Source organism: Brevibacterium sp. HMSC063G07 (genome assembly GCF_001810665.1).
Lineage (GTDB): Bacteria > Actinomycetota > Actinomycetes > Actinomycetales > Brevibacteriaceae > Brevibacterium.
This window is the reverse complement of record NZ_KV802360.1, coordinates 306,243-330,101: the sequence shown is the minus strand read 5'-3', so window position 1 is coordinate 330,101 and position 23,859 is coordinate 306,243. Positions and strand designations below refer to the sequence as shown.

23 protein-coding genes and 3 tRNA genes are annotated in these 23,859 nt (G+C 62.0%); 8 read left to right on the top strand and 18 right to left on the bottom strand.

Annotation, left to right across the window (positions count from 1 at the left end):
- Positions 1–81: 81 nt before the first annotated feature.
- From HMPREF2757_RS08020 to HMPREF2757_RS08010, 3 genes are all read right to left on the bottom strand, one after another.
- Positions 82–157: transfer RNA gene (locus HMPREF2757_RS08020), tRNA-Phe, on the bottom strand.
- 63 nt (positions 158–220) lie between these two features.
- Positions 221–294 (bottom strand) — tRNA-Asp (locus tag HMPREF2757_RS08015).
- A gap of 32 nt (positions 295–326) precedes the next feature.
- A tRNA-Glu gene (locus tag HMPREF2757_RS08010) sits at positions 327–399 on the bottom strand.
- Between the two features lie 200 nt (positions 400–599).
- Here HMPREF2757_RS08010 and HMPREF2757_RS08005 point away from each other — a divergent pair.
- The 3 genes from HMPREF2757_RS08005 to ybaK all read left to right on the top strand — a co-directional run bounded on the left by HMPREF2757_RS08005 (position 600) and on the right by ybaK (position 3,162).
- Positions 600–953 carry a metallopeptidase family protein gene (locus HMPREF2757_RS08005; protein ID WP_070575066.1) on the top strand — a complete coding sequence of 118 codons (354 nt, stop codon included), beginning with the start codon at positions 600–602 and terminating at the stop codon, positions 951–953.
- Between the two features lie 335 nt (positions 954–1,288).
- On the top strand, positions 1,289–2,455 hold the full coding sequence (locus tag HMPREF2757_RS08000; RefSeq protein WP_070575063.1) for a hypothetical protein: 1,167 nt from the start codon (positions 1,289–1,291) through the stop codon (positions 2,453–2,455).
- A 218-nt stretch (positions 2,456–2,673) separates the two neighbouring features.
- Positions 2,674–3,162 (top strand): Cys-tRNA(Pro) deacylase, encoded by a 489-nt coding sequence (ybaK, locus tag HMPREF2757_RS07995; RefSeq protein WP_070575060.1) that lies wholly within the window; start codon positions 2,674–2,676, stop codon positions 3,160–3,162.
- Positions 3,163–3,196: 34 nt separating this feature from the next.
- Here the strand turns inward: ybaK and HMPREF2757_RS07990 are convergent, their stop codons facing one another.
- The 12 genes from HMPREF2757_RS07990 to HMPREF2757_RS07935 form a co-directional block, all read right to left on the bottom strand.
- Positions 3,197–3,868, bottom strand: a complete 672-nt coding sequence (locus tag HMPREF2757_RS07990) for a YigZ family protein (protein ID WP_083304181.1) — start codon at positions 3,866–3,868, stop codon at positions 3,197–3,199.
- Between the two features lie 2 nt (positions 3,869–3,870).
- The gene (locus HMPREF2757_RS07985) at positions 3,871–5,106 is read right to left on the bottom strand and encodes a M20 family metallo-hydrolase (RefSeq protein WP_070575056.1); all 1,236 of its coding nucleotides are present in this window, start codon (positions 5,104–5,106) and stop codon (positions 3,871–3,873) included.
- Positions 5,107–5,137: 31 nt separating this feature from the next.
- Positions 5,138–6,814, bottom strand: coding sequence for an amidohydrolase (locus HMPREF2757_RS07980; RefSeq protein ID WP_070575051.1), 1,677 nt, complete (start codon positions 6,812–6,814; stop codon positions 5,138–5,140).
- Positions 6,815–6,840: 26 nt separating this feature from the next.
- Positions 6,841–7,626: an amino acid ABC transporter ATP-binding protein gene (locus HMPREF2757_RS07975; protein WP_070575039.1), complete on the bottom strand. Its 786-nt coding sequence runs from the start codon at positions 7,624–7,626 to the stop codon at positions 6,841–6,843.
- Position 7,627: 1 nt separating this feature from the next.
- The gene (locus tag HMPREF2757_RS07970) at positions 7,628–8,422 is read right to left on the bottom strand and encodes an amino acid ABC transporter permease (protein WP_070575036.1); all 795 of its coding nucleotides are present in this window, start codon (positions 8,420–8,422) and stop codon (positions 7,628–7,630) included.
- A 91-nt stretch (positions 8,423–8,513) separates the two neighbouring features.
- Complete coding sequence (locus HMPREF2757_RS07965) at positions 8,514–9,332, bottom strand: ABC transporter substrate-binding protein (protein WP_083304203.1); 819 nt, start codon at positions 9,330–9,332, stop codon at positions 8,514–8,516.
- A gap of 140 nt (positions 9,333–9,472) precedes the next feature.
- Positions 9,473–10,261, bottom strand: coding sequence for an ABC transporter substrate-binding protein (locus HMPREF2757_RS07960; protein WP_070575031.1), 789 nt, complete (start codon positions 10,259–10,261; stop codon positions 9,473–9,475).
- Positions 10,262–10,516: 255 nt separating this feature from the next.
- Entirely contained in the window at positions 10,517–11,863 is a 1,347-nt protein-coding gene (locus HMPREF2757_RS07955; RefSeq protein ID WP_226829322.1) for an MFS transporter, read from the bottom strand.
- 191 nt (positions 11,864–12,054) lie between these two features.
- Entirely contained in the window at positions 12,055–12,708 is a 654-nt protein-coding gene (locus tag HMPREF2757_RS07950) for a LutC/YkgG family protein (protein ID WP_070575026.1), read from the bottom strand.
- Positions 12,705–14,213 carry a lactate utilization protein B gene (locus HMPREF2757_RS07945; protein WP_070575023.1) on the bottom strand — a complete coding sequence of 503 codons (1,509 nt, stop codon included), beginning with the start codon at positions 14,211–14,213 and terminating at the stop codon, positions 12,705–12,707. Before HMPREF2757_RS07945 ends, HMPREF2757_RS07950 begins: the two co-directional genes overlap by 4 nt.
- Complete coding sequence (locus HMPREF2757_RS07940; protein WP_070575019.1) at positions 14,210–15,028, bottom strand: (Fe-S)-binding protein; 819 nt, start codon at positions 15,026–15,028, stop codon at positions 14,210–14,212. The genes HMPREF2757_RS07945 and HMPREF2757_RS07940 overlap by 4 nt, the downstream gene beginning before the upstream one ends.
- A gap of 64 nt (positions 15,029–15,092) precedes the next feature.
- On the bottom strand, positions 15,093–16,292 hold the full coding sequence (locus HMPREF2757_RS07935) for an MFS transporter (RefSeq protein WP_070575016.1): 1,200 nt from the start codon (positions 16,290–16,292) through the stop codon (positions 15,093–15,095).
- Between the two features lie 18 nt (positions 16,293–16,310).
- Between HMPREF2757_RS07935 and HMPREF2757_RS07930 the strand changes: the two genes are divergently transcribed.
- The 3 genes from HMPREF2757_RS07930 to HMPREF2757_RS07920 all read left to right on the top strand — a co-directional run bounded on the left by HMPREF2757_RS07930 (position 16,311) and on the right by HMPREF2757_RS07920 (position 18,702).
- The gene (locus HMPREF2757_RS07930) at positions 16,311–16,952 is read left to right on the top strand and encodes a YitT family protein (protein ID WP_141750224.1); all 642 of its coding nucleotides are present in this window, start codon (positions 16,311–16,313) and stop codon (positions 16,950–16,952) included.
- A 74-nt stretch (positions 16,953–17,026) separates the two neighbouring features.
- Complete coding sequence (locus HMPREF2757_RS07925; protein WP_070575009.1) at positions 17,027–17,479, top strand: RrF2 family transcriptional regulator; 453 nt, start codon at positions 17,027–17,029, stop codon at positions 17,477–17,479.
- Positions 17,479–18,702 (top strand): globin domain-containing protein, encoded by a 1,224-nt coding sequence (locus HMPREF2757_RS07920; protein ID WP_070575005.1) that lies wholly within the window; start codon positions 17,479–17,481, stop codon positions 18,700–18,702. The genes HMPREF2757_RS07925 and HMPREF2757_RS07920 overlap by 1 nt, the downstream gene beginning before the upstream one ends.
- Positions 18,703–18,798: 96 nt before the next feature.
- Here HMPREF2757_RS07920 and HMPREF2757_RS07915 read toward each other — a convergent pair whose 3' ends face one another.
- From HMPREF2757_RS07915 to HMPREF2757_RS07905, 3 genes are all read right to left on the bottom strand, one after another.
- Positions 18,799–19,827 (bottom strand): inorganic phosphate transporter, encoded by a 1,029-nt coding sequence (locus HMPREF2757_RS07915; protein WP_070575002.1) that lies wholly within the window; start codon positions 19,825–19,827, stop codon positions 18,799–18,801.
- A 1-nt stretch (position 19,828) separates the two neighbouring features.
- Entirely contained in the window at positions 19,829–20,443 is a 615-nt protein-coding gene (locus HMPREF2757_RS07910; RefSeq protein WP_070574999.1) for a DUF47 domain-containing protein, read from the bottom strand.
- Between the two features lie 183 nt (positions 20,444–20,626).
- Positions 20,627–21,223 (bottom strand): hypothetical protein, encoded by a 597-nt coding sequence (locus HMPREF2757_RS07905; protein ID WP_226829324.1) that lies wholly within the window; start codon positions 21,221–21,223, stop codon positions 20,627–20,629.
- 49 nt (positions 21,224–21,272) lie between these two features.
- Between HMPREF2757_RS07905 and HMPREF2757_RS07900 the strand changes: the two genes are divergently transcribed.
- Both HMPREF2757_RS07900 and HMPREF2757_RS07895 read left to right on the top strand, forming a co-directional pair.
- A complete protein-coding gene (locus HMPREF2757_RS07900) occupies positions 21,273–22,244 on the top strand; it encodes a hypothetical protein (protein WP_070574996.1) in 972 nt (323 codons plus the stop codon).
- Positions 22,245–22,467: 223 nt separating this feature from the next.
- Entirely contained in the window at positions 22,468–23,742 is a 1,275-nt protein-coding gene (locus HMPREF2757_RS07895; RefSeq protein WP_226829326.1) for an MFS transporter, read from the top strand.
- The last annotated feature ends 117 nt before the right edge of the window (positions 23,743–23,859 follow it).

Below are 23,859 nucleotides of genomic sequence, written 5' to 3'. Positions count from 1 at the left end.
CCCTCTCAAACTATGTATTCAAGGGGGAGTGAGAACGATGTCCGAATACGCGAAAACCCCCGCCGAAGCAGGGGTTTTGCTTGGTGGCTCCGACCGGCGTCGATCCGGTGACCTTTCGATTTTCAGTCGAACGCTCTACCAACTGAGCTACAGAGCCATCGACTGGCTGTTCAGTCGATAGAACAAAGGCTCTTCTGAAGCAGAAGAGCCCTGTGCTCCGCGACCCTGACGGGACTTGAACCCGCGACCTCCGCCGTGACAGGGCGGCGCGCTGACCAACTGCGCCACAGGGCCTTATTCTTTTAAATTGAAACCGAAGTTTCGAGTACCCCCAACGGGATTCGAACCCGTGTCGCCGCCGTGAAAGGGCGGAATCCTAGGCCGCTAGACGATGGGGGCCTGGTGTTTCTGACCGCTTCCGCGGTGAGCAACAGAGATAACTATATAGGCCGCTTTGAGAGAATGCAAAATCGAGGGCGGTGCCCCGGCGTGACCTTGGCCACGCGGGCTGCGGCGGCACTTTGGGCGGAGGGGATTCGGGCTCGGCTGATGCGCTGAGCCGGCCTAAACTGCCAAGTCAGACGGAGAGTGGAGGATGTGTGGAGAAGGGCATTTCGGACGACGAGTTCACTGCGGTCGTTGAGCTTGCACTGAGCGACCTTCCGGTCGAGCTGCGCGAGGCCATGAACAATGTCGCCATCCTCATCGAGGACGACGCTCCGCTGGAAGAGCCTGATCTTCTGGGACTCTATGAGGGTGTGGCGCTTACTGAGCGCGACTCCTCATATGGCTTCGTTCCGCCGGACACCATCAGTCTGTATAAGAACAACCTGGTCGCCTTCGCCATAGATGACGACGATCTGCGCGATCAGATCTACATCACCGTCATCCACGAAATCGCGCATCACTTCGGGATCGATGACCAACGCCTGCATGAACTGGGCTGGGCCTAGCTTCGTTTGAGCTCGGTTGACGCTGAGTCCTAGGCCGTATCGAGTCGAGCCTGCGTTGTACCCAAAGTTTGAGTGATTTTCGAAAAGCCTCGGAAAGTCTCCTGAGTTGAGCTTTGCCAGAGTACACGCGGAAGCCGTTCAAGCAGCTGTCAAAAAGGGTGGGGCCAGGGGCCCAAAATCAATAGGTCTAAATGCCTGTTTTCGGCGATTTTCCAGCCGGTTTTGCCATCGCGGACGCCGAATTCGCTGTGCTACGCTTTGGACTCGCTCAAAGATGTTATCCAGATGTTACTTTGATGCTGAATAAACATTTAAGCCGAAGGGGTAGACCGCAGGTGTTCACCAAAAAGAATCTTGCAAAGTATGCAATTGTTCCGTTGGCGATGGGGCTCGTCCTTCCTGCTTCTATTGCGGTAGAGGCAAAGGCCGCTCCTCCGAAGATCTCCTATGAGAGCGGTCGGTTTGAAACCGACTACAAGTTCAAGACGATCGAATTCTCAGGTCAGGACTGGGCTATTCGCTCCACTAATGATGTCATGGGCTGGGGTGGTCCGCAGGCTCCGCACCCCAGCGATGGCGAAGGTAAGTGGGTGCAGGGTGCCCATGTGAACGGCAAAGACGAGCTTGTTGTTCAGAATAAGGGCATTGACGGCGGCGTTGAGCTGATTGCTACGGAATCAACCGGTTATGGCACATACGAATTCAGCTACACCGGAGATTTCGACGGAATGGATCCGAGCAACGTTCTTGGAATCTTTACGTACGACACTGCAGAAGTTGCCATTGACCGTACGCCCGGAATGGAAAAGCACACCAATATGAAGGGCAGCTCGGAAATCGACTTCATTGAGATTTCCCGTTGGGGCAGCGCGGACCGTCCCAAAACCTTCGGTATGGTAACTGTTTACCCTGATGACCTTAAGGGCTTCGGCGACCGGGTTCCCCACAAGCGCTTTGATATCCCCAAGGGCGTTCAGACAATCAAGACAAAAGCCGTCTGGGATAAGAACTACCTGCGGGTTATCACATCGCTTGCAGATGGCACTGTCCTTTCGGATGACACTCAGACCAAGCGTGTCCCGAGGGACAACGGAACCCAGCAGCTTCGGGTGAACCTGTGGACGACGAAGGCGAACAAGTCGCTCTACCCGAAGGCTGAAGGTGACAAGATCACCTTCGACGACGCGACGTTCACCCCTGCGGGTGAAAAGCGCAAGACCGAAAAGAAGTCGGACAAGAGCACCACTGAACCGAGCACAAAGCCTGAGGACAAGTCCAAGTCCGACAAGAAGTCGGAGAAGTCCAAGGACTCCAAGAACACCAATGACTCGAACAAGTCGAAGGACCCGAAGAAGTCCGACAGCACGAAGGCACCGGAGACCACTCAGCCTGAAAAGCCGACTGAGAACACTGAAGAATCCAATGAAAAGGGCTCCGAAGACGGCAACGAGCGGATGAACCTGATCCAGAAGCTCATCGCCATCCTCACCGGCCAGGGATGATAGGCCAGATGAGCATCGCAATATAGCGGTACTGCCTTAAAGGAAGCACCCCGTCGCTTGTCGGCGGGGTGCTTTCGCGTTCACGCAAGGGTTTATCTACCTGAAGGCGAAACACCGAGACTCGCCCGTATTTGGTGCCATCGAACGGGTTTTCATATGGTTAACGGCAGACCAAACGGAATTGTGCCCGCACGCGCAGCCGTGCAGGAGGAAGCCTCGTGAAGACCCAGACCGCATCGACAACCGCACTCAAAGTGCTCAACGTCAAGGGAGTTTCCTACTCTCTGCACGAATACGTGCACGATCCGGCGGCTCGCCGCTATGGAACGGAAGCGGCTGACAAACTGGGAGTCGAATACGGGAGGGTGTTCAAAACCCTGATGATCCTCGTCGACGGACAGCCGACGATCGCGCTGGTGCCCGTATCGGGGCAGCTGGACCTCAAAGCCGCTGCGACTGCCGTCGGCGGCCGCAAAGCCCAGCTGGCGGGCGTGGCCGAAACCGAGCGCCGCACCGGATTCATCACAGGGGGAGTGAGCCCCTTCGGGCAGCGGCGTCAGCACCCCGTCATAGCTGACAAGACAATTGCAGACTATCCGACGGTGTTTGTGTCAGCCGGCAAGCGCGGCCTGCAGGTGGAAATGCAGCCCGAGGACATCGTGTCACTCACCCAGGCCAAAGTCGGCCGAATAGCGACCCTCGACTGACCGCAGCTTGACGGCCCCTGCGCGCAGCGAACAGCTATACGTAGCGGGGTGTGCCGATCAGCGGCTGTGCAGCACCGGCGCTGAGGTCGGCCAGCATGCGCACGTAGTCATCGACATCGTCAGCGGGAACTCCCGTGTGCACGGTGACATCCGCCGCGTACTCGGCATCGATGATCTTCCAGCCGCGCTGTTCGGCGCGTGCTCGAACAGTGTCCGCCGTCGAATAGTCCAGACGCGCACTGACGGGGACGATGAGGCTGCGGGTGATGATCTTCGTCCGCGCAAGAGCTTCGGAAGCAGCCGAACCGTAGGCGCGGACAAGCCCACCGGCACCCAGCAGAACTCCGCCGAAGTAGCGGGTCACAACCGCAACAGTGTCTGTCAGTCCGCTGCCGTTCAGAACATCGAGGATCGGAGCGCCTGCTGTTCCTGCTGGCTCGCCGTCGTCATTGGACCGCTGTGTGCGTGCGTCTGGACCCAGAATGTAGGCGGTGCACCAGTGACGGGCTTTGGGGTGCAGCTGTTTCTGCTCGTCGATGATCCGCCGCGCTTCTTCTTCAGTCGATGCAGGCGCAACAAGGCCGATGAACTCGGATTTTTTGATCTCCAGGGTCGCCGAACCGACACCGGCCACGCTGCGGAAGCTCTCCACGGGGAATTGTGCGAGAGCCGCTCGCAGCTGCTCGGCAGAGTCTTCGAGCCTCACGTTCAGTCGAGTGCTCCGTCGGCCATGCGGCGGACGACTTCGGTCAGGTGCGTGACACCGGCAAGCATGTCGTCATCGGTGGTGAACTCTTCTTCGTTGTGGCTCACACCCTCAACTGACGGCACAAACAGCATGACGGTCGGCACAACGTCCTTCATGTTCGTCGAATCGTGTCCGGCGACGGTCATGATGTTCATGTGCGACAGCCCCAGATCTTCGGCCGCCTGTCGGCTGAGTTCTACCCCGGCGTCGTGGTAGGCCTGTTTGTCCCACGCGTGGGCGGTGCCCTCTTCGATGCGGACCGAGGCGATGCTTTCGATCTGCTTGATGCGCTCCTTCAGCTTCGCATCGGCCTGTTCGACCTTTTCCTGGCTGGGGGAGCGGAAGTCCATGTGCATGCGGACTTCGCTTGGCACAACGACGGGGGAGTTGGGCAGGACGACCATCTGCCCGACCGAGGAGTGGATGCCGAATTGGTCGGCGATTTCGCGTGCCGCAATGACCAGGTGGGATGCGCCGAGCAGAGCGTCGTGGCGATCGGCGATGACGGTGGATCCCGTGTGGGCCTGTTCGCCGTGGACGATCAGGTGGTATTTGTGCGCAGCCCAGGTGGCTTCGACAAGCCCGATCTGCTTGCCCGCGTCTTCCATGAGGCGGCCCTGTTCCACGTGGATTTCACCGTAGGCCGCGGCCTCTGGTCCGTCGCCGGTTCCGAGGTATCCTCCGGCGCGCAGGGCGTCTTCAACGGACGTGCCGTCGAGGTCTTCGGTTTTGAGCACGGTGTCGGCGTCGAGTTTGCCGGTGTACACACCCGAACCCATCATCGAAGGTTCGAAGCGAGAGCCCTCTTCGTTGAACCAGTTGACCACGCCGATGTTGTGCTTCGGGGTGGTTCCCGCTTCCCGGTGGGCTTCGATCACACGGTGGGCGGCGTGTGCTGCGGCGAGCACACCGTAGGCGCCGTCGAAGCGGCCGGCGGTCGGCTGTGAGTCCATGTGCGAACCGAACAAAACGAACGGGGCATCGGGGTGGAAGCGGTACAGTCCGAACTGGTTGCCGACCCTGTCGACTTCGACGCTGAAGCCGCGCTCTTTGAGCCAGTCGCCGAACCAGTTGCGCTGGTCGACATCCGCTTGGGTCATTGCTTCCCGGTCCACACCGCCGCGGGCGGTCTGCCCGAAGCCGCTCATGGTGGCAAAGTCGTTGAGAAATTCTTGGGCCTGGGCGTCTGCGGACACCGTCAGCTCCTTTCTGCTGTGGGCGGGATGGTCAGTTGAGACTTCCGTGCGTGAAGCGGCCGCCCAGCATGGTGGCCGCGACGTTGATGTCCTTGATTGTGGTGGGATCAACCGCGGTCGGGTTGTCATCGAGGAAGACGATGTCGGCCAGCTTGCCGCGGCTGAGGGTTCCCTTGTCGGCAAGATCGCCGGAGGCCTCCGCCGCGATCGAGGTGTATGCGGCAAGCGCCTGCTGGGGAGTGAGGCATTCATCGGCAGAGCCCATGATGTCGCCGGAGCGGGTGCGCCGGTCGACAAAAGCCTGGATACCGCGCAGGGGTGTGCCGTCGGCACACGGACGGTCGGATGAGCCAGGCAGGAGAACTCCGCTGTCGAAAAATGCCCTGGCCCGATAGAGCAGGGGGCGTCGAGCCTCGCCCAGAGAAGCGTTCTGGGCATCGCCGATTGCATCGGCAAAGGCTGCCTGCGGGGTGACCGCAATGCCGTATTCGCGCAGGGTTCTAAGCTGGGGGTCGCTGACCATGGCGGCGTGTTCAATGCGGTTGGGGATGGTGTGTCCCGGCTGGCGCTGGGCGGGGAAACCGTACGTGTCCTGGGCTTCGCAGATGAACTCGATGGCCTTTGCCACGGCCTTGTCGCCGATAGCGTGCACCGCCAGAGACCACCCGGCCCGGTAGGTGTCGAGAATCTGCCTGCGCAGCACTTCGAGGTCGTCCTGGAAGTAGCCGGGGGAATCCGAGCCTTCGTAGTTGTCGTACATGGCGGCGGTTTCGGAGCTCATCGCGCCGTCCATGAAGATCTTGATTGGTCCCAGGCGCAGCATGGCATCGCCGAATCCGCTGACGACGCCGAGGTCGAGTCCCAGTCCGTTGTGGTCGTCGTCGTGGGCGTGGACTGGTCGCAGAGCATCGGCCATCGGCATGAGCTGGCCGCGCGCGTGCAGGCGTCCGTTCTGGCGGGCCTCCTGGTAGGCGCCGAGTTCCGTGGGCGAATGTCCGATCCACCCGGCGGCAATGCCCGCATCGCCGAAGCTGGTCAGGCCCTGCTGGGCGTAGGACGAGGTGGCGGCATCAATAGCGTCGACCAGCAGCGACCGCGAATAGGGGCGGATGAGGTCCTGTACGAGCGCCTGGGCTGTTTCTTCAATGAGCCCGGTGGGCTGACCGTTTTCGTCGCGAACGATCTTGCCGCCCTCGGGTGTTTCGAAGTCGTTGCGGAAAACCCCGGCGCGTTCGAGTGCTTCCGTGTTGGCGATCGCCGCGTGGCCGGACACTTGGCGAATGAACAAGGGACGGCCGTCGGCAATCCGGTCGAGCACCCGGATGTCGGGGTACTGGCCGTCGTAGTCGTTTTGGCTGAACCCGGTGGCGGTCACCCATTCTCCGGGGGCTTTTTCCTTCACGGCAGCTTCGAGTGCTGCGTACACGGCGTCCATGCTGCCGAGCTTTTCAACGCTGACGTCCAGCAGCGTCATGCCGTACCAGGCGGTGTGGCAGTGGACGTCGTTGAAGCCGGGGGTGAGAAAGCGTCCGTCGGCGTCGAGAACACGATCGGCTGCGGTTTCGCGGGCTTCATCGCCCACGGTCACAATCCGATCGCCGATGATGCCGATGGAGCCCAGCTTCGCGCGGGTGCCGTAGGGGTCGGCTTCGCCTGCGGACTCCATTGTCAGCAGGTGGGCATTGTCAATTCTCAGATCAAGGCGCATGCCTCGATACTACGTTGACTCGGTTCCTATTCAATTTCGTGTTCCATGTGGTCAGGGTCGAGCACACGTTTCAGGAAGCTCTGCGTGCGCTTGTGCTGCGGATTGCCGATGACGTCATTCGGTGGGCCCATTTCGACGACGACTCCGCCGTCCATGAAGACGATCTTGTCCGCGACTTCGCGGGCGAAGTTCATTTCGTGGGTGACAACGACCATCGTCATGCCCCGGCCTGCCAGTCGGCGCATAGCTTGGAGGACATCGCCGACCGTTTCGGGGTCGAGAGCTGAGGTCGGTTCGTCGAACAGCATGAGTTCGGGGTTCATGCACAGGGCTCGGGCGATCGCCACGCGCTGCTGCTGACCGCCGGAGAGCTGGTCGGGGTAGCGGTCTGCCAAGTGGTCGAGACCGACGACCTTGAGGTTTTCCAGGGCGATCTTCTGCGCTTCGGCAGGGGCGCGCTTGGCAACTCTGATCTGTGCGATCGTGCAGTTCTCCAGAACCGTTTTGTGGGAGAAGAGGTTGAAGCTCTGGAACACCATGCCCACGTGCTGCCGCATGACATTGAGGTCGGTGTCGGGATCTGTGGCGGTGAATCCTGCGACTTCGATTGTTCCGCTGTTGGACTGTTCGAGCACGTTGATGCAGCGCAGAAGGGTCGATTTGCCTGAACCCGATGGGCCGATGAGGCAGACGACTTCGCCGGGAAGGACCTCGACGTTGATGCCCTTGAGGACTTCGACGTCGCCGTAGGACTTGTGCAGGTCGGTGATTTTGACAGCCGGTTTGACGGCTGTGGTCTGTTCGGCAGTCATGTCAGGCTCCATTCGCTTTCTGCTGGCGGGATTCGAACTTGCGGGCCAGCCAGCCCAGGGGCAGTGTGATGACGAGGTAGCAGGCACCTGCGATCACAAGCGGCGTCAGGCCGGCTTCCGGAGCGGCGATTGCGTTCTTGCCGAACAGTGCGAGCTCGAACTGGCTGGGCAGCAGACCCAGCAGGTAGATGAGCGAAGAGTCCTTCGTCATGATGATGATTTCGTTGGTCAGCGGCGGCAGGATGATTTTGAATGCCTGCGGGATAACCACCGAAATCATTGCCCTGGAGTGGCTCATGCCCAGCGAGCGGGCCGCTTCGTACTGGCCTTTCGGCACGGCCTGCAGGCCGGCGCGCAGAGTTTCTGCAATGTACGCAGAGCCGACGATTCCCAGCGCGAGCATGACGGTGAGGTAGTTGTTCAGGTTGACCTGGAATGCGGTGGGGATGCCGAACCCGAAGGCGAGGAACACCAGCAGTGCCGGGACGCCTCGGAAGAATTCGATGTACGCCGTTGCGATCCACCGGTACGGGCCCACCGAAGACAGCTTCATGAGCGCCAGCAGAATGCCCAGTGCCATGGCGAACACAAAGCCCAGGGCCGTGTAGATGATCGTGTTCTTCAGTGCTGTGGTGATCACGGCCGGGAATTGCTGGGCCATGATCCGGAAGTTGAAGAACTTGTCGACGATGTTCGGCCAGTCGATTGTGACGGCCAGAATGATGATGACGATGAAGAAGATTGCGTACTGGATCGTCAGGGATGTGCGCCGGCGCTGCTTCATGCTCAGAGCCACGGTGCCTCCTGGTCAGGGGTGGGAATGGGGGAGTCTGCTCGGGAAAGGGTGCCGCCCACCCGCGGTGAGCGGCACCCCGTGGGGCGAAGTGTCAGCCCTTGGCGTCTTCGGTCACGCTGAGGCTGTCGGAGACTTCGTCGCCGAACCACTGCTGAACGAGTTTGCTGTATTCGCCGTTGTCCAGCATTTCCTTGAACATGGCGTTGAATTCTTCGGTCAGCTTGGTGTTGCCCTTTTTGGCAGCCGCGCCGAGCTGTTCGCCGGTTTCGTAGGTTTCGACGAGTTCGAGTTTGTCATCGGCTTTGGTTGCTGCGGAGATGACGGAGATGTTGCCGACAGCGGCATCGACCTTGCCAGCCATGAGCGCCTGGGTCATCATGCCGCCGGTTTCGTATTGCACTGGTGAAATTCCCTTGTCCTTGGCGTAGGTTTCGCCGGTTGTCGCTGCCTGCACACCAACCTTCTTGGACTTGACGTCGTCGAGGTTCTTGAAGCCGTCCGACTTCGCTGCGGCCATGCCGAGGTTGTCGTTGAGGTAGGGGTCGGTGAAGTCCATCTTGGTTTTGCGCTCGTCGGTGATCGAAATGCCCGAAAGCGCGATGTCGCACTTGCCGGTGTCGAGTGAGGTGCCCGACTGGATGCCTTCGAATGGAGTCGTGACGACTTCAGCTTCAACACCCAGACGCTCGGCGAGCTTGTCTGCAAGGTCGATGTCGAAGCCGACGGTCTTGCCGTCCTTGACGAACTCAAACGGCTCATAGGGGATGTCGGAGCAGACGATCAGCTTGCCGTTCTGAATCAGTTCGATTCCGTTGCTTTCCGCGGAGCTGTCGCCCCCTCCACTGCCGCAGCCGACGAGGACGAAGGATGCTGCCGCAGCGAAAGCGGCGATCGAGAGTGCTTTCTTCACGATGTCTCCTTGATAGCGCGGCAGGCCCATTCGTGCCGCCTCATGAGAAAAAACCATACAGTGCTGCGGGTCACATTTGGGGTGTTCCTGGGCCTAATTCATCCGGGTGCAGAAATTGTTGCCTGCCGCGCCGGAGCCGCTTAGGAGTTCTTGGCCACGCTGAGGCTTTCGGAGACTTCGTCGCCGAACCACTGCTCGACGAGTTTGCTGTATTCGCCGTTGTCCAGCATTTCCTTGAACATGGCGTTGAATTCTTCGGTCAGCTTGGTGTTGCCCTTTTTGGCAGCCGCGCCGAGCTGTTCGCCGGTTTCGTAGGTTTCGACGAGTTCGAGTTTGTCATCGGCTTTGGTTGCTGCGGAGATGACGGAGATGTTGCCGACAGCGGCATCGACCTTGCCTGCCATGAGCGCCTGAGTGAGCATGCCGCCGTTTTCGTACTGCACCGTTGTGATGCCTTCGTCCTGTGCGTGCTTTTCGCCAGAGGTTGCAGCCTGCACACCGACCTTCTTGTCCTTGACGTCTTTCAGGCTCGCAAAGCCGTCCGACTTCGCTGCGGCCATGCCGAGGTTGTCGTTGAGGTAGGGGTCGGTGAAGTCCATCTTGGTTTTGCGCTCATCGGTGATCGAAATGCCGGAGATGGCGATGTCGCACTTGCCGGTGTCGAGCGAAGTGCCCGACTGAATGCCCTCGAACGGGGTGCTCAGCACTTCGGTTTCGACATCGAGGCGTTCAGCGAGCTTGTCTGCAAGGTCGATGTCAAAGCCGACGGTTTCGCCGTCCTTGACGAACTCAAACGGCTCGTAGGGCACGGTGGAGCAGACGGTGAGCTTGCCGCTTTGCACCAGGCCGCTGTCGTCGGCTTCGCCGCCTCCACAGGCTGTGAGGGTCAGTGCGGTTGCGGCAGTCAGTGCTGCGAGGGCTTTTTTCACGGTTGCTCCTAGTGGTGTGCGGCAGCGGCTGCCGCTGTAGGTAGGGATCGGCCCCTCACCTACAGATTAATGAATATGCATTAGACAGTATAATAACTCAATACTGATGAGGGGTCGGTTGCACCCCCGTGAGAATTCTCGTGCCGGACGGGAAGGGCGCGAGGTGCCGGGAACCGAAGAAGCCGGGCCCTCGGCAATGCGGGGCCCGGCTTCTGTTCTGTCAGCTGCAGCTGACGGGGTGTATGAAAATTCGCCTCAGTGGCGGTACCCCTCAATCTGCAGGCTGACCTTTGGGGCAAGTGCTGAACCGACTGCGGTGATCGCAGCCAGTGTCATGAGCATGAGGGGCGCAGGCCACCAGGCGCCGTCGACTACGCCGAGGAACAGGGTGGCGAGCATCGGCATGAAGCCTGCCACGATGGCGGCGAGGTTCGAACACAGTGAAACACCCGAGGTTCGGTATTCGGGCTTGAACAAGGCCGTGATGAGTGAGCCGTTGACGGAGTAGGACAGTGACACGATCGTGATGCCGGCTGCGACACCGCAGATGACGAGCACCGCGGACTTGGTTTCGATCATCCAGAACATGGGGAACGCGAACGCGATGGTGAGCAGGCCGCCGATCATCGAGGCGCGGGCCGAGCCGATCTTTTCGCCGACGCGACCATAGAGGATCATCACGACGATCTGCATGGCCGCGCCGACCATGGTCGCCGCGAGCATGAGGTTGGCAGGCAGCCCAAGGAAGTTCTTGCCGTAGGACACGGCGAAGGTCGTCACGACGAAGAAGCCTGCCACGCCCAGCAGTGTGGTCATAAAGCCCACGATGATTCCCAGGGGAGCTTCCACCAGCAGCTTGAAGAACGGGACTGATTCCTTTTCGCCTTCTGCAATGAGCTTTTGGAATTCGGGGGTTTCATCCAGGTGCTTGCGGATGAACAGTGCAATCAGCAGCAGCGGAATGGCGGCGAGGAACGGGATGCGCCAGCCCCAGGCTTCGAAGCTTTCAGGCGGCAGGAGCACTCCGATGATGAAGAACGCGCCGGAGGACAGAATGGTTCCGATGGGAGAGCCGACCTGCGGCATGACCGCGTAGCGTGCACGCTTCTCCGGTGGGGCGGATTCGACGGCCGCCGTGACGGCCGAACCCCATTCACCGCCCACGGCAAGCCCCTGCACAATGCGCAGCACAATCAGCAGGGTCGGTGCCCACACGCCGATTGTGGCGAATGTCGGCAGGATGCCGATGAGCCCGGTGGCTATGCCGATGGCGGTGACGGTGACAATGAGGACGAGCTTGCGCCCGGCCTTGTCAGCCAGGTGCCCGAAGATGATTCCGCCGATGGGCCGGGCGACGAAGCCGACGGCCATGGTTCCGAAGGAGGCCAGCAGTGCGGTGACCTTGTCGTCAGATGCGAAGAAGTGGATGTTGAAGACAATGGCCGCAGCCGTGGAGAACAGGAAGAAGTCGTACCACTCCATTGCGGTGCCGACAAGGGCGGCGGTTGCGGCCCGGCGAGCGGTTCTCGCCTGGTCTTCCGGTGACATTGAGGAAATGGCGGCGATATGCGCATTGCCGCCTGACGGCTGAGTGGTGCTCACAGAGCCTCCCGGTTGTGCTGCGCCGGCTGTGGCGCGGACGTCAGATTGACTCCTCAGCCTAAACTCCCAGCTTCTTCTCGCAAAGTTCACCCGCCGCGTTCAGGCAGGCCCGCCGTGCACTGGAGTCCGTACACAGATCAGGGCTTCAGAACAAGTTCGTTCTGAAGCCCTGACCTGCTGAGACGCCTGCGTCAGTCGGTGATGATGACATCGAGTGTGCGCGGCCCGTGCACACCGGCAACGCGTTGGAACTCGATGTCGACACTGGCTGAGGGGCCGGACACCCACGTCTGCGGAGTGGTGGTCAGCCCGCGCTCTTCAAGCACTCCGATGCCTTCGGGAACGATCGTGCAGACGTCCTTCTTCTGCAGCACGATGATGTGGTGGTCCGGTACGAGCGTGATAGCCCGCCGTCCCGTGCGCTCGCCGGCCAGGCAGATGGTGCCGGTGTCGGCAATTGCGACTGTCGCACCCGTGACAACGGCGTCAACCGAATCGAGCGTGTCAATCGACAGGGGCTCATCACCCGAGTCCTTCAGCACTTCCGCGCCGGTCTTCTCAGTCCAGCCGAAGTCGAGGTCGTGCGGAACGACGATGCTGGAGGCGTCGCCTAGCAGTTCGGCGACCTTCTTCGGCACCTGCTCAGCAGGCACCTCGTAGACGCCGGCGTCATAGTCGAGCAGGCGATCGGTGAGAAGTTCGATCCGCTCAGCTTCACCCGTTTCTGCGCTCACGCGGTAGTCCCGAGGAATCGCTTCGGTGCTGACGGGTTCGGTGCTGCCCTCCGTGACGGGCCGGCCCAGCGCTGAGGCCAGACGGTCGAGGATTGCGTGCTTGGCGGTCATGCGTTGTCTCCTCGCTCTTTCTTCCACCATTCGCGGAACGACTGTTTCGGCGGGGTGGGCAGTGTGCGCGAATGCGTCCACTTGCCGCCAACACCGGGCAGGGCCTTCACCCCGGTCTTAGGTGACACGAGGTTGGCCAGGGGCAGGGCCTTCTGTGCTTTGCCGAAGCGGTCACCGTCGCTCATCAGCCAGCTGGCCGCGCTCAGCGCAGCGTCGAGCTGGTTTGTGGGCACCTTGACGGGCTTCTTCTTTTCCTTTGCTTCGACATCCTGGTTGCGCAGCCGCACCAGGTGCTCGGGAATGTTGATCTTCACGGGGCAGGCGTCGTAGCAGGCCCCGCACAGGCTCGATGCGTATGGCAGGGAGCCGTTGGCGGCCTCTTCGACTCCCGTCAGCAGCGGAGTGAGGATCGCGCCGATCGGGCCGGGGTAGACCGAACCGTAGGCGTGGCCGCCGGTGCGTTCGTAGACGGGGCAGACGTTCATGCACGCCGAACAGCGAATGCAGTGAAGCGCTTCGCGGCTGGCCTCGTCGGCCAGTACGCGCGAACGTCCGTTGTCCAGCAGAATCACGTGGACGTTCTGCGGGCCGTCGCCATCGGCCCGGCCTGTCCACAGCGAGGAATAGGGATTCATGCGCTCACCGGTGGAGGACCGGGGCAGCAGCTGCATGAACACGCTGAGATCGTCAAAGCTCGGCAGGAGCTTTTCGATTCCCATGACCGTGATCAGGGTTTCCGGCAGGGTCAGGCACATGCGGCCGTTGCCTTCGGATTCGACCACTGAGAGCGTGCCGGTTTCGGCAATGCCGAAGTTCGCTCCGGAGACCGCGACCTTGGTTTCGAGGAATTTGCGGCGCAGGTGCTTTCGCGCGGCTTCCGCGAGGTCTTCCGGGTTGTTCGACAGGTCTTCGGGAACATCCGGCATGCCGCGCTTGAAGATTTCGCGGATCTCATTGCGGTTGCGGTGGATGGCAGGCACCAGGATGTGGCTGGGACGGTCATCGCCCAACTGGACGATGAGTTCGGCCAGGTCGGTTTCAAGGGCGTCGATGTCGTGCTCGGCGAGGTATTCGTTGAGGCCGATTTCCTGCGTGGCCATCGACTTGACCTTGATGACCTCACGGCGGCCGTCTGCGAGCACGGGGGCGTTTTCGACGACGAGCTCTTCGACGATCCTGTTGGCTTCGTCGGCATCACGGGCCCAGTGGACCGTGCCGCCAGCGGCGGTGAAGGCCTCCTCGAACTGCTGCAGCAGCTCCGGCAGGTTCGCCATGACATGAGCCTTTGTCGCCGCACCGGCAGCGCGCAGAGCCTCCCAGTCCGGCATTTCGCTGATCCGAAGGTTTCGCTTGTGGCGGATGGTCCCGGTGGCGTTGGTCAATGAAGCGCGCAGCTGCGCATTGGTCAGTTCGTGTTCTGCCACCTGCGGAAACGGGGTGGCTTCCGTGAGGAAGCCCTTGCCCGGCGGTGGAACGGACGGAATGCCGAGGAATGTCTGGCTCATCGCAGAGCACCTCCTGTGACCTTGGTGCGGTCGAGAACAAGCGGATTGTCTTTTGTCGATGCAAGAATGCGGGCCATGTGGACGGTTGCGGGAGTTTCGCCCATGACCGGCATGAGCTCCTCTTGGCGCTGCAGGCCGCCGCCGATGTGCATAAGGCAGCTGGCGTCACCGCCGGAGCACACTGACGCTCCGGTCGAGACGAGAGCTTCGACTTTGTCCTGCAACATCGCGGAGGACACCTGTGGGTTCTTCACCGAGAACGTGCCGCCGAAACCGCAGCAGGACTCCTGGTTCTGCGGTGCGATGACGGTTGCACCCTCGACGGTTGAGAGCAGCCGCTCCTGGCGGTCGCCCAAACGCAGCAGGCGCATGCCGTGGCACGACGGGTGGTAGGCGATGGTGTGCGGGAAGTACGAGCCGAGGTCATCAGCCGAGTTCTTCACCCCGGCGACGTCCGTAAGGAACTGGGCGAGTTCAAGGGTGCGCCCGGCGATGTCATCTGCGCGCGACTTCAGAGACTCGTCGTTCTGCGACTCGGCGATCATCCCATGCTGGTGGCCCAGTGAGGCCACACAGGAACCCGACGGGGCGACCGCCCAGTCCCACTCTTCTGATTCAAAGGCTTCGACGTGGTTCTTCACGACCGGGTAGGCCTGGGCGAAAGCACCGGAGTTGATGTGCATCTGCCCGCAGCAGGCCTGCTTGCGGGGAAAGATCACGGTGTGGCCCAAACGTTCCAGGATCGCGACGGTTGCTTTCGCCGTTTCGGGATACATTGCGTCGACAATGCACGTGGCGAACAGGGCAATCCGCATGGCTGCTCCTCTCGTGTTCGGCAGTGCGCGGCACGGCACTGCTCACAGTTTCAGAGTAGCGGAATCACAGCGGCAGAATCTGTCGCGAAGCACGTGATCTGCGATGCAGGGCAACAGCGGTCAGAAGAAGCCCCAGGCCGACCGCGTTGAGCCCGATGCCGGCAATTGCGGGAGCCCGCAGGCCGTAGCCGGCGGCCAAGACGATTCCGCCAAGCCACGCTCCTGCCGCATTCGCGGTGTTGAATGCCGCATGGTTCATTGCTGCTGACAGATTCGGGGCATCATGTGAATCGCGCAGCAGGCGCATCTGCAGGGCGGTGACGAAAACAGAGCCAGAGATCCCCAGTGTGAACACGCACAGAAACAGCAGGACCGGAAGGTGAGCCGTGAAGGCGAAGACGACCAGAGCGGACCCCATGAGGGAAGCCCCGGTGATGGCGCCTCGTTCGATGGAGGCGTCTGCCAGCGGGCCTGCAATCATCTGGCCCACCGTCATGCCGGCCCCGTAGGTGACGAGGATCCACGGCACGGCTGCTCCGGGAAGGTGAGCCAAGTCGGTGACGACGGGGGCGATGTAGGTGTAGACGGCGAACATGCCGCCGAAGCCGACCGCTCCGGCAAGCAAGGTGAGGATGACCTGCGGATTGGCCAGTGAGCGAACCTCACCGCGCACTGACGGCGGGGTCGTCGGCTGGACACGGGGAACGAGGATGAGGATGGCCACGACGGTGACGGCCCCGATTGCGGCGATCAGCAGATAGGCGAGCCTCCAATCGAGGTGGGATCCGACGGCGGTTGCCGCGGGAACGCCGAGGATCGCGGCAACCGTGAGCCCCAAGCCGACGGCGGCCATGGCGCGGGCGCGTCTTCCCTCCTGGACGATTCCGGCGGCAGCCACCGCCGCCAACCCGAAATAGGCTCCGTGCGGCAGACCCGTGAAAAAGCGGGCCGCCAGCAGAACTGGAAGGGTGGGTGCTGCGGCCACGGCAATATTGCCGACGGTGAAAATGCAGGCCAGAATGACCAGCAGCATTTTGCGATTGAGCTTCGCGCCGAACGCAGTGATGACCGGGGCGCCGATGACAACGCCGAGAGCGTAGAAGGTCACCGCAGACCCGGCTTCGGTGAGGGAAGCTGAAAACGCTTCCGCAATGTTCGGAAGCAGGCCCATGGTGGCGAACTCCGTTGTGCCTATGCCGAAAGTGCCGGCTGCGAGAGCGGTGATGGCGGCAAGGGTTCTTCCACGCGAATGCTGCTGCGGCATGGTGGCTATTATTGCCCAGTGCCGAAAACTGCTGAAAACCCAGTGCCGCCGCCGGTATTTCCCGCCCCGGTGCGCCACCGCTGGTACGAAAACTTGTTGGGATTCATCACCGGCAGCTATCTGACGTCCATCGGCTTGGCTCTTCTGCATTCGGCTGAAGCTGTCACAGGTGGGACAGCCGGGCTGGCGCTGCTTGTCAGCTATGTTGTCGATCTGCCCATCGGGCTGCTGTTTCCGCTGGTCAATCTGCCCTTCTTCGCTTTGGCCATCTGGAAGAAGGGCTGGGGGTTCACCTTGCGGACCCTGCTGGCAGTGTCGGTCGTGGGTGCGCTGGCCGATTTCAACGAGGCAATGCTCGGCCTTCACGATCTCCCGATTCTCTACGGGGTTCCCACCGGCAGTCTGATTTCTGGAGTCGGCATTCTCATTCTGTTCCGCCACGGAGCATCTTTGGGCGGATTCAATATCCTGGCTCTTATCCTGCAGGAGCGGGCGGGGCTGAACGCCGGCGCTGTTCTCATGGTGCTCGACGGGGTCATCGTGGTGGCATCGTTCTTTGTCAGTCCGTGGCAGACGGTGCTGGTGTCCGTCATCGGCGTTGTTGTGCTCAATGTGGTGCTTGCCACCAACCACAGGCCCGGCCGCTACACCGGATACTGAAACACCGGCTGGCTCTGCGAGGGGCCGCGGTTTTTAATTGGAGTCTATAAGTCAGATTATGTAGCGTGGGATTCATGAAGCTTGAGCGATTCACAGATCTGAGCCTCCGCACGCTCATGGTCCTAGCCCGTGCGAACGAGCGGGTCTCGACTGTGCACATTGCCGAGCTCATAGGAGCGCCCGAGGCCCACATGGCCAAAGTCGTCGCGCGGCTTGCCGGAATGGGGCTCATCGATTCGCGCCGCGGACGTGGCGGGGGACTGCTGTTGGCACCCGGAGCTCTCGAAACCACGGTCGGCGCTGTCGTCCGCGAACTCGAAGGCGATGGCGATGTCGTCGGCTGCACGACCCCGACTCCATGCCCGCTTCTGTCCGGATGTGCGCTGCGAAGCGAGTTCGCCGCAGCGCAAGAGGCGTTCCTCAGCCACCTCGACGGCGTTCAGATCGGCGGACTCGTCCGCCGATCATCCGCTCTGGACCTTCTGGCCCCGAGCACACCGTCCTCTTCCACCTCGAAGGAGACCTGATGACCACCCAGCCGCTGCCCCACCTGGCCGATATCGACCGCACCGAGCTCTCCGAAGAACACGCCGACGTCATCCGCGCAACCCTGCCGCTGGTCGGCTCGAAGATCGACGAGATCACACCCCTGTTCTACTCAAAGATGTTCGCCAAGCACCCCGAGCTGATCGCCGACACCTTCAACCGGGGCAACCAGAAGCTCGGCGCGCAGCAGCGAGCACTCGCTGCCTCCATCGCCACCTTCGCGTCCATGCTGGTCAACCCTGACGCTGCGGATCCGCGCGATCTTCTTGAGCGGATCGGGCATAAGCACGCATCGCTGGGGATCACCGAAGACCAGTACCAGATCGTCCATGACAACCTTTTCGAGGCGATCGTCGAGGTTCTCGGGGAAGACACTGTCACACCAGAAGTCGCTGAAGCCTGGGATGCCGTCTACTGGATCATGGCCCGCGTTCTCGTCGACTTTGAAAAGGACCTCTACAGTTCCGCCGGAGTTGAAGCCGGAGACGTCTTCCGCCGCGTTGTCGTCGACAAACGCGAAGATCTTTCCGACACGATCGTCCGCTTCACCGTCAAGCCCGTCGACGGGACGGCGCTGCCTGCCGGACGTGCAGGCCAGTACACCTCCGTCGGCGTCAAACTGCCTGACGGCGCCCGCCAGCTGCGCCAGTACTCGCTGGTGGCCGCCGAGGAAGGCACGCTGAGTTTCGTCGTCAAGCGGGTGCTGGCTGAAGGCGATGCTCCCGCAGGCGAGGTTTCGAACTGGCTGGGCGATAACGCTGAGGTCGGCATGCAGCTGGACGCCACGATTCCCTTCGGCGACCTTGTGGTCGACATCGACGGGACCGAGCCTGTGGCTCTGCTGTCAGCGGGCATCGGCACGACGCCGATGATGGGCATCCTCGCAGCACTGCACGCCCACGGCTCGAAGCGAGAGATAGTCGTCGCCCATTGCGAAGCGAACGAAAAGGCCGATGTCTTCGCAGCTGAGCGCAGCGCGCTCGTTGACGATCTTGAGAACGCCCGGGCAGAAAGCGTCTACTCTGACGGTGCTGAGCGTTTGTCAATCGACAAGCTCGGTCTGCCGAAGGACGCTCAGGTCTACGTGTGCGGCGGCACCGGATTCCTCGAAGATGCGCGCAGTCAGCTGCGCGAGGCAGGCTTCACAGATGATGCCGTCCACTTCGAGCTGTTCGCACCCAATGATTGGCTGCTTGACGGCTGAGTCCGCTGAGATCCGAAGGGGCGTGCTGGCTAAGGTCTGCGCGCCCCTTTGCACTACTTCTCCTTTGTGTGTTGCCTGGTGTCGGCGGGAAAGATGTCAGGCGGCTATTGCGCGGAAAACCCCAGCGGATGCCGCACCCAGCAGGGCGCTGGCGGGCATGCCCATCAGCCACACAGACAGCACGAACACCAGGGTCCGCAGCCGGTTTCGGCTGCGCCAGCCGATCCGGCTGTGGGGTGAGGCGAGTCCGGCGCCGATGTTTGTGCCGACCACCAGGAAGCTCATTGAGATCGGCACGCGGAAGACGAAAGCGGCCAGATAGGACAAGACCGCGGCCACCATGGTCGAGGTGCCTGCCCCCACGGGGTCGAGGGTGGACAGTCGCCTCGACACCGTGTCGGCAACGCGCCACCCTGACAGGAGGGTGCCTCCTGCAATTGCCAGGGCAATCGTGACAATGATGATCCACAGGACATAGCCCGGCAGCTGGTCCATGCTGGTGTTGCCGCGTGAAGAAAGCCACGCGGCTATGAACACCGCACCGATTTTCTGTGCGTCTTGTGAACCGTGGGCGGCTGACAGGGCGGCCGTGCCCACTGCGGTGCCCTGGCGGAACACGCGGAATACGGGTTTCGGTGCGCGGTTGAGCAGAAGTGGAACGACCGCGGTGAGGGCAAGCCACGCCACCAGCAGTGCGACGATCGGGCTGATGGCCAGGCGGAAGAGGGAGTCGGTGACCAGGTCTGTGTTGAGCGGCTGAGCTCCGTAGACGAAACCTGCTCCCAGCAGACCGCCGAAAAGGCAGTGCGTTGCCGAAATCGGGACTGCAAGAAAATACGTTGAGGTGTTGATGACAAGCGCTGCGAACAGCCCCGGAATCAGGATGAGCAGAAGGTCATGCCCCAGGGTCTCCGCGGTGAGCAGATGGCCGGTGAGAGCCAGCAGGAGTCCCTGGCCCAAGAGCGCGCCGATGAAGTTGAACCCAGCACAGAGGAAGAGCGCTTGGCGCCTTCGCAGGGTGCGCGTGGCCACTGCGTTGCCCACCTGCACACCGGCATCGTGGAAGCCATTGGAGACACCGTAGGCCAAGCACAGAAGGCCGGCCGCCACAAGCAGCGGGTCCACGTCAGGATTCCGTCAGAGCAATCTCTGCCACGATGCGTCCGACCTCCTGAAAAGAGTTGCACGCGTCTCGGAATGTCATGCTCAGCTGAATTGCCGCACTGAGGTACACGGAACCCTTGCGGGAAGCCGGCACAGTGTCTGAGAGCTGCTGGCGCAGGGCGAGGGCGCGCTTGGACAGAGTGTGCACGGAAGCCGTGTACTCCCACTGGTCGAACTTGGCGGGCAGCCGCTGCGTCATGCGCTTGGTGTTGTCCGCGTAGTTCGACAGCAGTGCGAGCATTTCCAGCGCACCGGCGGGAAGTTCGTCAAAAGCCGATGAGGTCAGAGCAAAGCCGACCGAGCGCAGCTCATAGCAGCAGTCGCGCATAGCTGCGGCCAGCCGATACAGCAGCGTGCGGTCGATCGGAGTCAGATAGGACTCGCGCAGGGAGCGCGTCAGAGCGTCGAAGTGGTCATCGGCGTTGGCGGCGATGACTTCCAGCTGCGCCTGTGCTTTGCGCCGGTGTTCGGCTTCGATGCCGGACAGTTCGGCTAAGACGAGGTTGGCTTCCTGCATGGCGAAGGACAGCTGGGCCAGCAGATCGAAGAAAACCGCACTCGCGGACTTTCGGGCCATGTCCTGTCCTCGTCTATTCAATACCTGAGGGGTGGTGTCGGGCCGAGTGCGCCTCTCGGCGGAAGGCCGCTCGAAGCGGCAAATGTTGGAGCCCGGGGCATCTAGCGGCCCGACACCCGTGCTCCGAAGAGCACACCTCCACTGTATGCGCCCAGTGGGACGAAGACCAGTTGTGCTGTCCCGCTAAACCAAGCGGCCCTCGCGGAACTGGCCAGCACAGATTCGCAAGTCCTCGCTCATCTGCGCAAAAGACCGAAGGCTGCTGTCGTCGGCATCATCGTCAGCTCGCCCACGTGTGACAATCGAAACAAAAGCAGAAGCCCGTTCAAGGGCGATTGCGAAATCCCCGCGGAAAGCTCCGCGCATAATCTCATCGACAACATCGGCAAGCTCATCCGGAGTGGGCATTGGCGGAGCACCCGCTATCGCCTCCGACACAGCGGCAGCCCCGTCGGCAAGACCGGTGCGGTACCAGCGGGAGGCTTCGGCGCCTCGGCGGCGGATCCAGGTGCGCAGCGCGTACAGGCGCCACAGCGCACCCGGCAGCGAAACCGCGGGAGACCGCGCCCACAGCTGCGCAATCTGCTCCAAGCCGTGCTCGTCAGCCAAACGGACAAAACGCTCAGTGCTGGCCGAATCCCGCTTGCGGGAGCGGTCGCTGATGACCATCCCGGCAAGTTCGTGGGCAAGCTCGGACTGTTCAGCCGGGCCGGGGCGCGAATCGCTGCCGTCGAGGTTGGGACGTCTCACAGGTTTGTGGAACCGGCGTTCTGAGCTCATGACGGCCAGTCTAAGGAGCCGTTCAGAACCGACCACTACAGTGGGGCCCGTGTCTAAGACAAGCAAAGCGCTCCAGGGCGCACAGAAAGCCGCAGGGTTCGCCGTGCGCCGCGATGGCACCCTTCAGCCGGCCGTCGAGGTTTCGCTGAGCAAACTGCTCAGCGTGCAGCGGCCCATGGTGCTGGCCTATCTGCGAACCATGCGCAGGCGCAACCCCAGCGCTTCGCCACAGGAACTTGCCGACATCATCGGCAAGCACTACCGCAACGTGGCCATGGGCTCCGGTGCTGCAGTCGGCGCCGTCGCCGTCTTCCCCGGACTGGGCACAACCGCCGCCCTGGGAGTCTCAGCCGCCGAAACCGCCGGATTCCTCGAAGCCTCCGCACTGTACGCGCAGGCCATGGCCGAACTGCACGGCATGACGATTGTCGACCGCCCCCGCGCCAACGCCCTGGTGCTGGGCCTCATGCTGGGCAAAGCCGGACGGAAGCTGGTGCGTCAATTCTCCGAAGACACCGGGGTCGCAGGCCAGACAAACGTCGAACGCACCGGGCGGGCCTGGGCGTCGACGGTCACACAGACCATCCCGTCAAACCTGCTGAACTCGCTCATCAAAAAGATGCGCGACGAAATGATCAAACGCTACGGCACCAAAACCGTCGGCTCCACAGTCGGCCGGATTCTGCCATTCGGGCTGGGCGCTGCCGTCGGCATCATGGTCAACCGCTCAATGGCCAACGTCGTCATCAAAAGCGCAGCAGGTGCTTTTGGCCCCATGCCGGGAGACTTCATCGCCGAAACCGATCCGCGTATAACCAGTCTGCGCGAAGACCGGAAGAGCCTGAGCTCGCTGAAGAAAATCGGCGCGCTCATCGGTCGGCGCAGAAAAACTGCTGACGACGCTTCTGCTGAGCCGAGCATGATTGATGACATTGCGGCGATTGAAGAGGCCGCGGAAGTTGAAGGTGCGGACGCAGCACCTGGTGCGGCTGAAGACGGCCCGCGCACGCATCGTTCCTGAAGCCTGGCTGCGCGCTGCTTCCGGCGGCGTCTGATTGTGCGTTCGGGATGGTCCGGATGTGCGCTGTAGTGCAGATTCACGCGTTAATGCGCTGCATTACAGCGCAAAGCTGCATTACAGCGTGAGTCTGGCGTCGACGGGCTGCGGCATCGTCGGGCCGCGGTTGGCGGCGGGGCCACCGGCGACGACAGGCTGCCTCCGTCGTATCGGATACAGTCGCTCCATGACCGGACCCAGGACTTCAGGCGTCGCTGCGGCATGGATAACCGCCGCCGGACTGCTGGCGATTTCGCTGAACCTGCGCGCCGCCGTGTCCTCGATTGGGCCGGTGATTGGCGACATCCGCGCTGATCTGGGCTTTTCGGCAGCCGCAGCATCCCTGCTGACGACAATCCCGGTTGTTGCCTTCGGCATCTTCGCCTTTGCGGCGCCGGGGCTCTCACAGCGTTTGGGGATGCGCCGACTCCTGGGACTCGTGCTGCTTGTCCTGGCCGCGGGCATTCTTCTGCGCAGCGTGCCAGGACTCCAGATGCTGTTCCTCGGCACGTGCCTCGTCGGTGCCGCCATTGCAGTGGGCAACGTGGTCATCCCCGCAGTCATCAAAAGCGATTTCGCTGCGAAATCCGGCCTCATGATGGGCCTGTACTCCGCGTTCATCGGCATCGGCGCCTCGCTTGGCTCCGGTCTGACGGTGCCGCTGCGGGAGAGCTTCGGCGGCAGCTGGCGCTGGGCGCTGGCCGCGTGGGCCGGCCTGGCCGTGTTCGCGCTGCTGGCCTGGGTTCCCCAGCTTCTCCGACGAGGCGGCAGCGGCAAACCGAGCGGCACCTCGGCGGGGGAAGCGGGCCCGGGCGAGACCGGTCCAGCAGCCCGCGGCGGCGATACGGGCGCAGGCATGCGGCAGCTGCTGGCAGACCCGGTGGCGATCGCGGTGACCCTCACCATGGGCATCCAGTCCATGACGTACTACGCGTCGCTGACCTGGGTTCCCTCGATCTTCATGGCCGCCGGTATGCCAGCACAGCAGGCCGGCTGGATGGTGGCATTCACCGTGTTTCCGTCAACCGTCACATCGCTGCTGGCGCCCATATTCGCCCAGCGGGTTCGGCCCACCTGGCTGCCGATGCTGATTGCGGTCGGACTGGGCATGAGCAGCTTCACGGGCCTGCTGTTTGCACCCCTGGCCGCCCCGTACGTGTGGATGACGCTCATGGGATTCGCCCAAGGTGCGCTGTTGGCGCTGTGCCTGAGCTTCATTGTGTGGCGCTCCCCGTCAGTGCTTCTGACCGCGAAAGTGTCGACGATGGCGCAGGGCTTCGGCTACATTCTGGCAGCTGCCGGGCCGATTGGGATGGGTGCACTGCACTCGCTGAGCGGTGGTTGGACCGTGCCGATCATTGCTTTGCTGTGCGTGTTCGCCGTGCTGTTCGCGGTTTCTGTGTTGGCCGCGCGTGATGCCTTTGTGCTGGGCGGCACCGGCCGACAAATCGTGGCCGACTGAGCGCGGCATATGGTCACGGCGAGGTCCCAGTGCTGTGTGGGGCGGTTCCAGCGTCGCAGCCTCGTCCAACCGTCGCAGGTTTGCGCGGTAATGCGGATCCACGCGCTGATGCGGCGC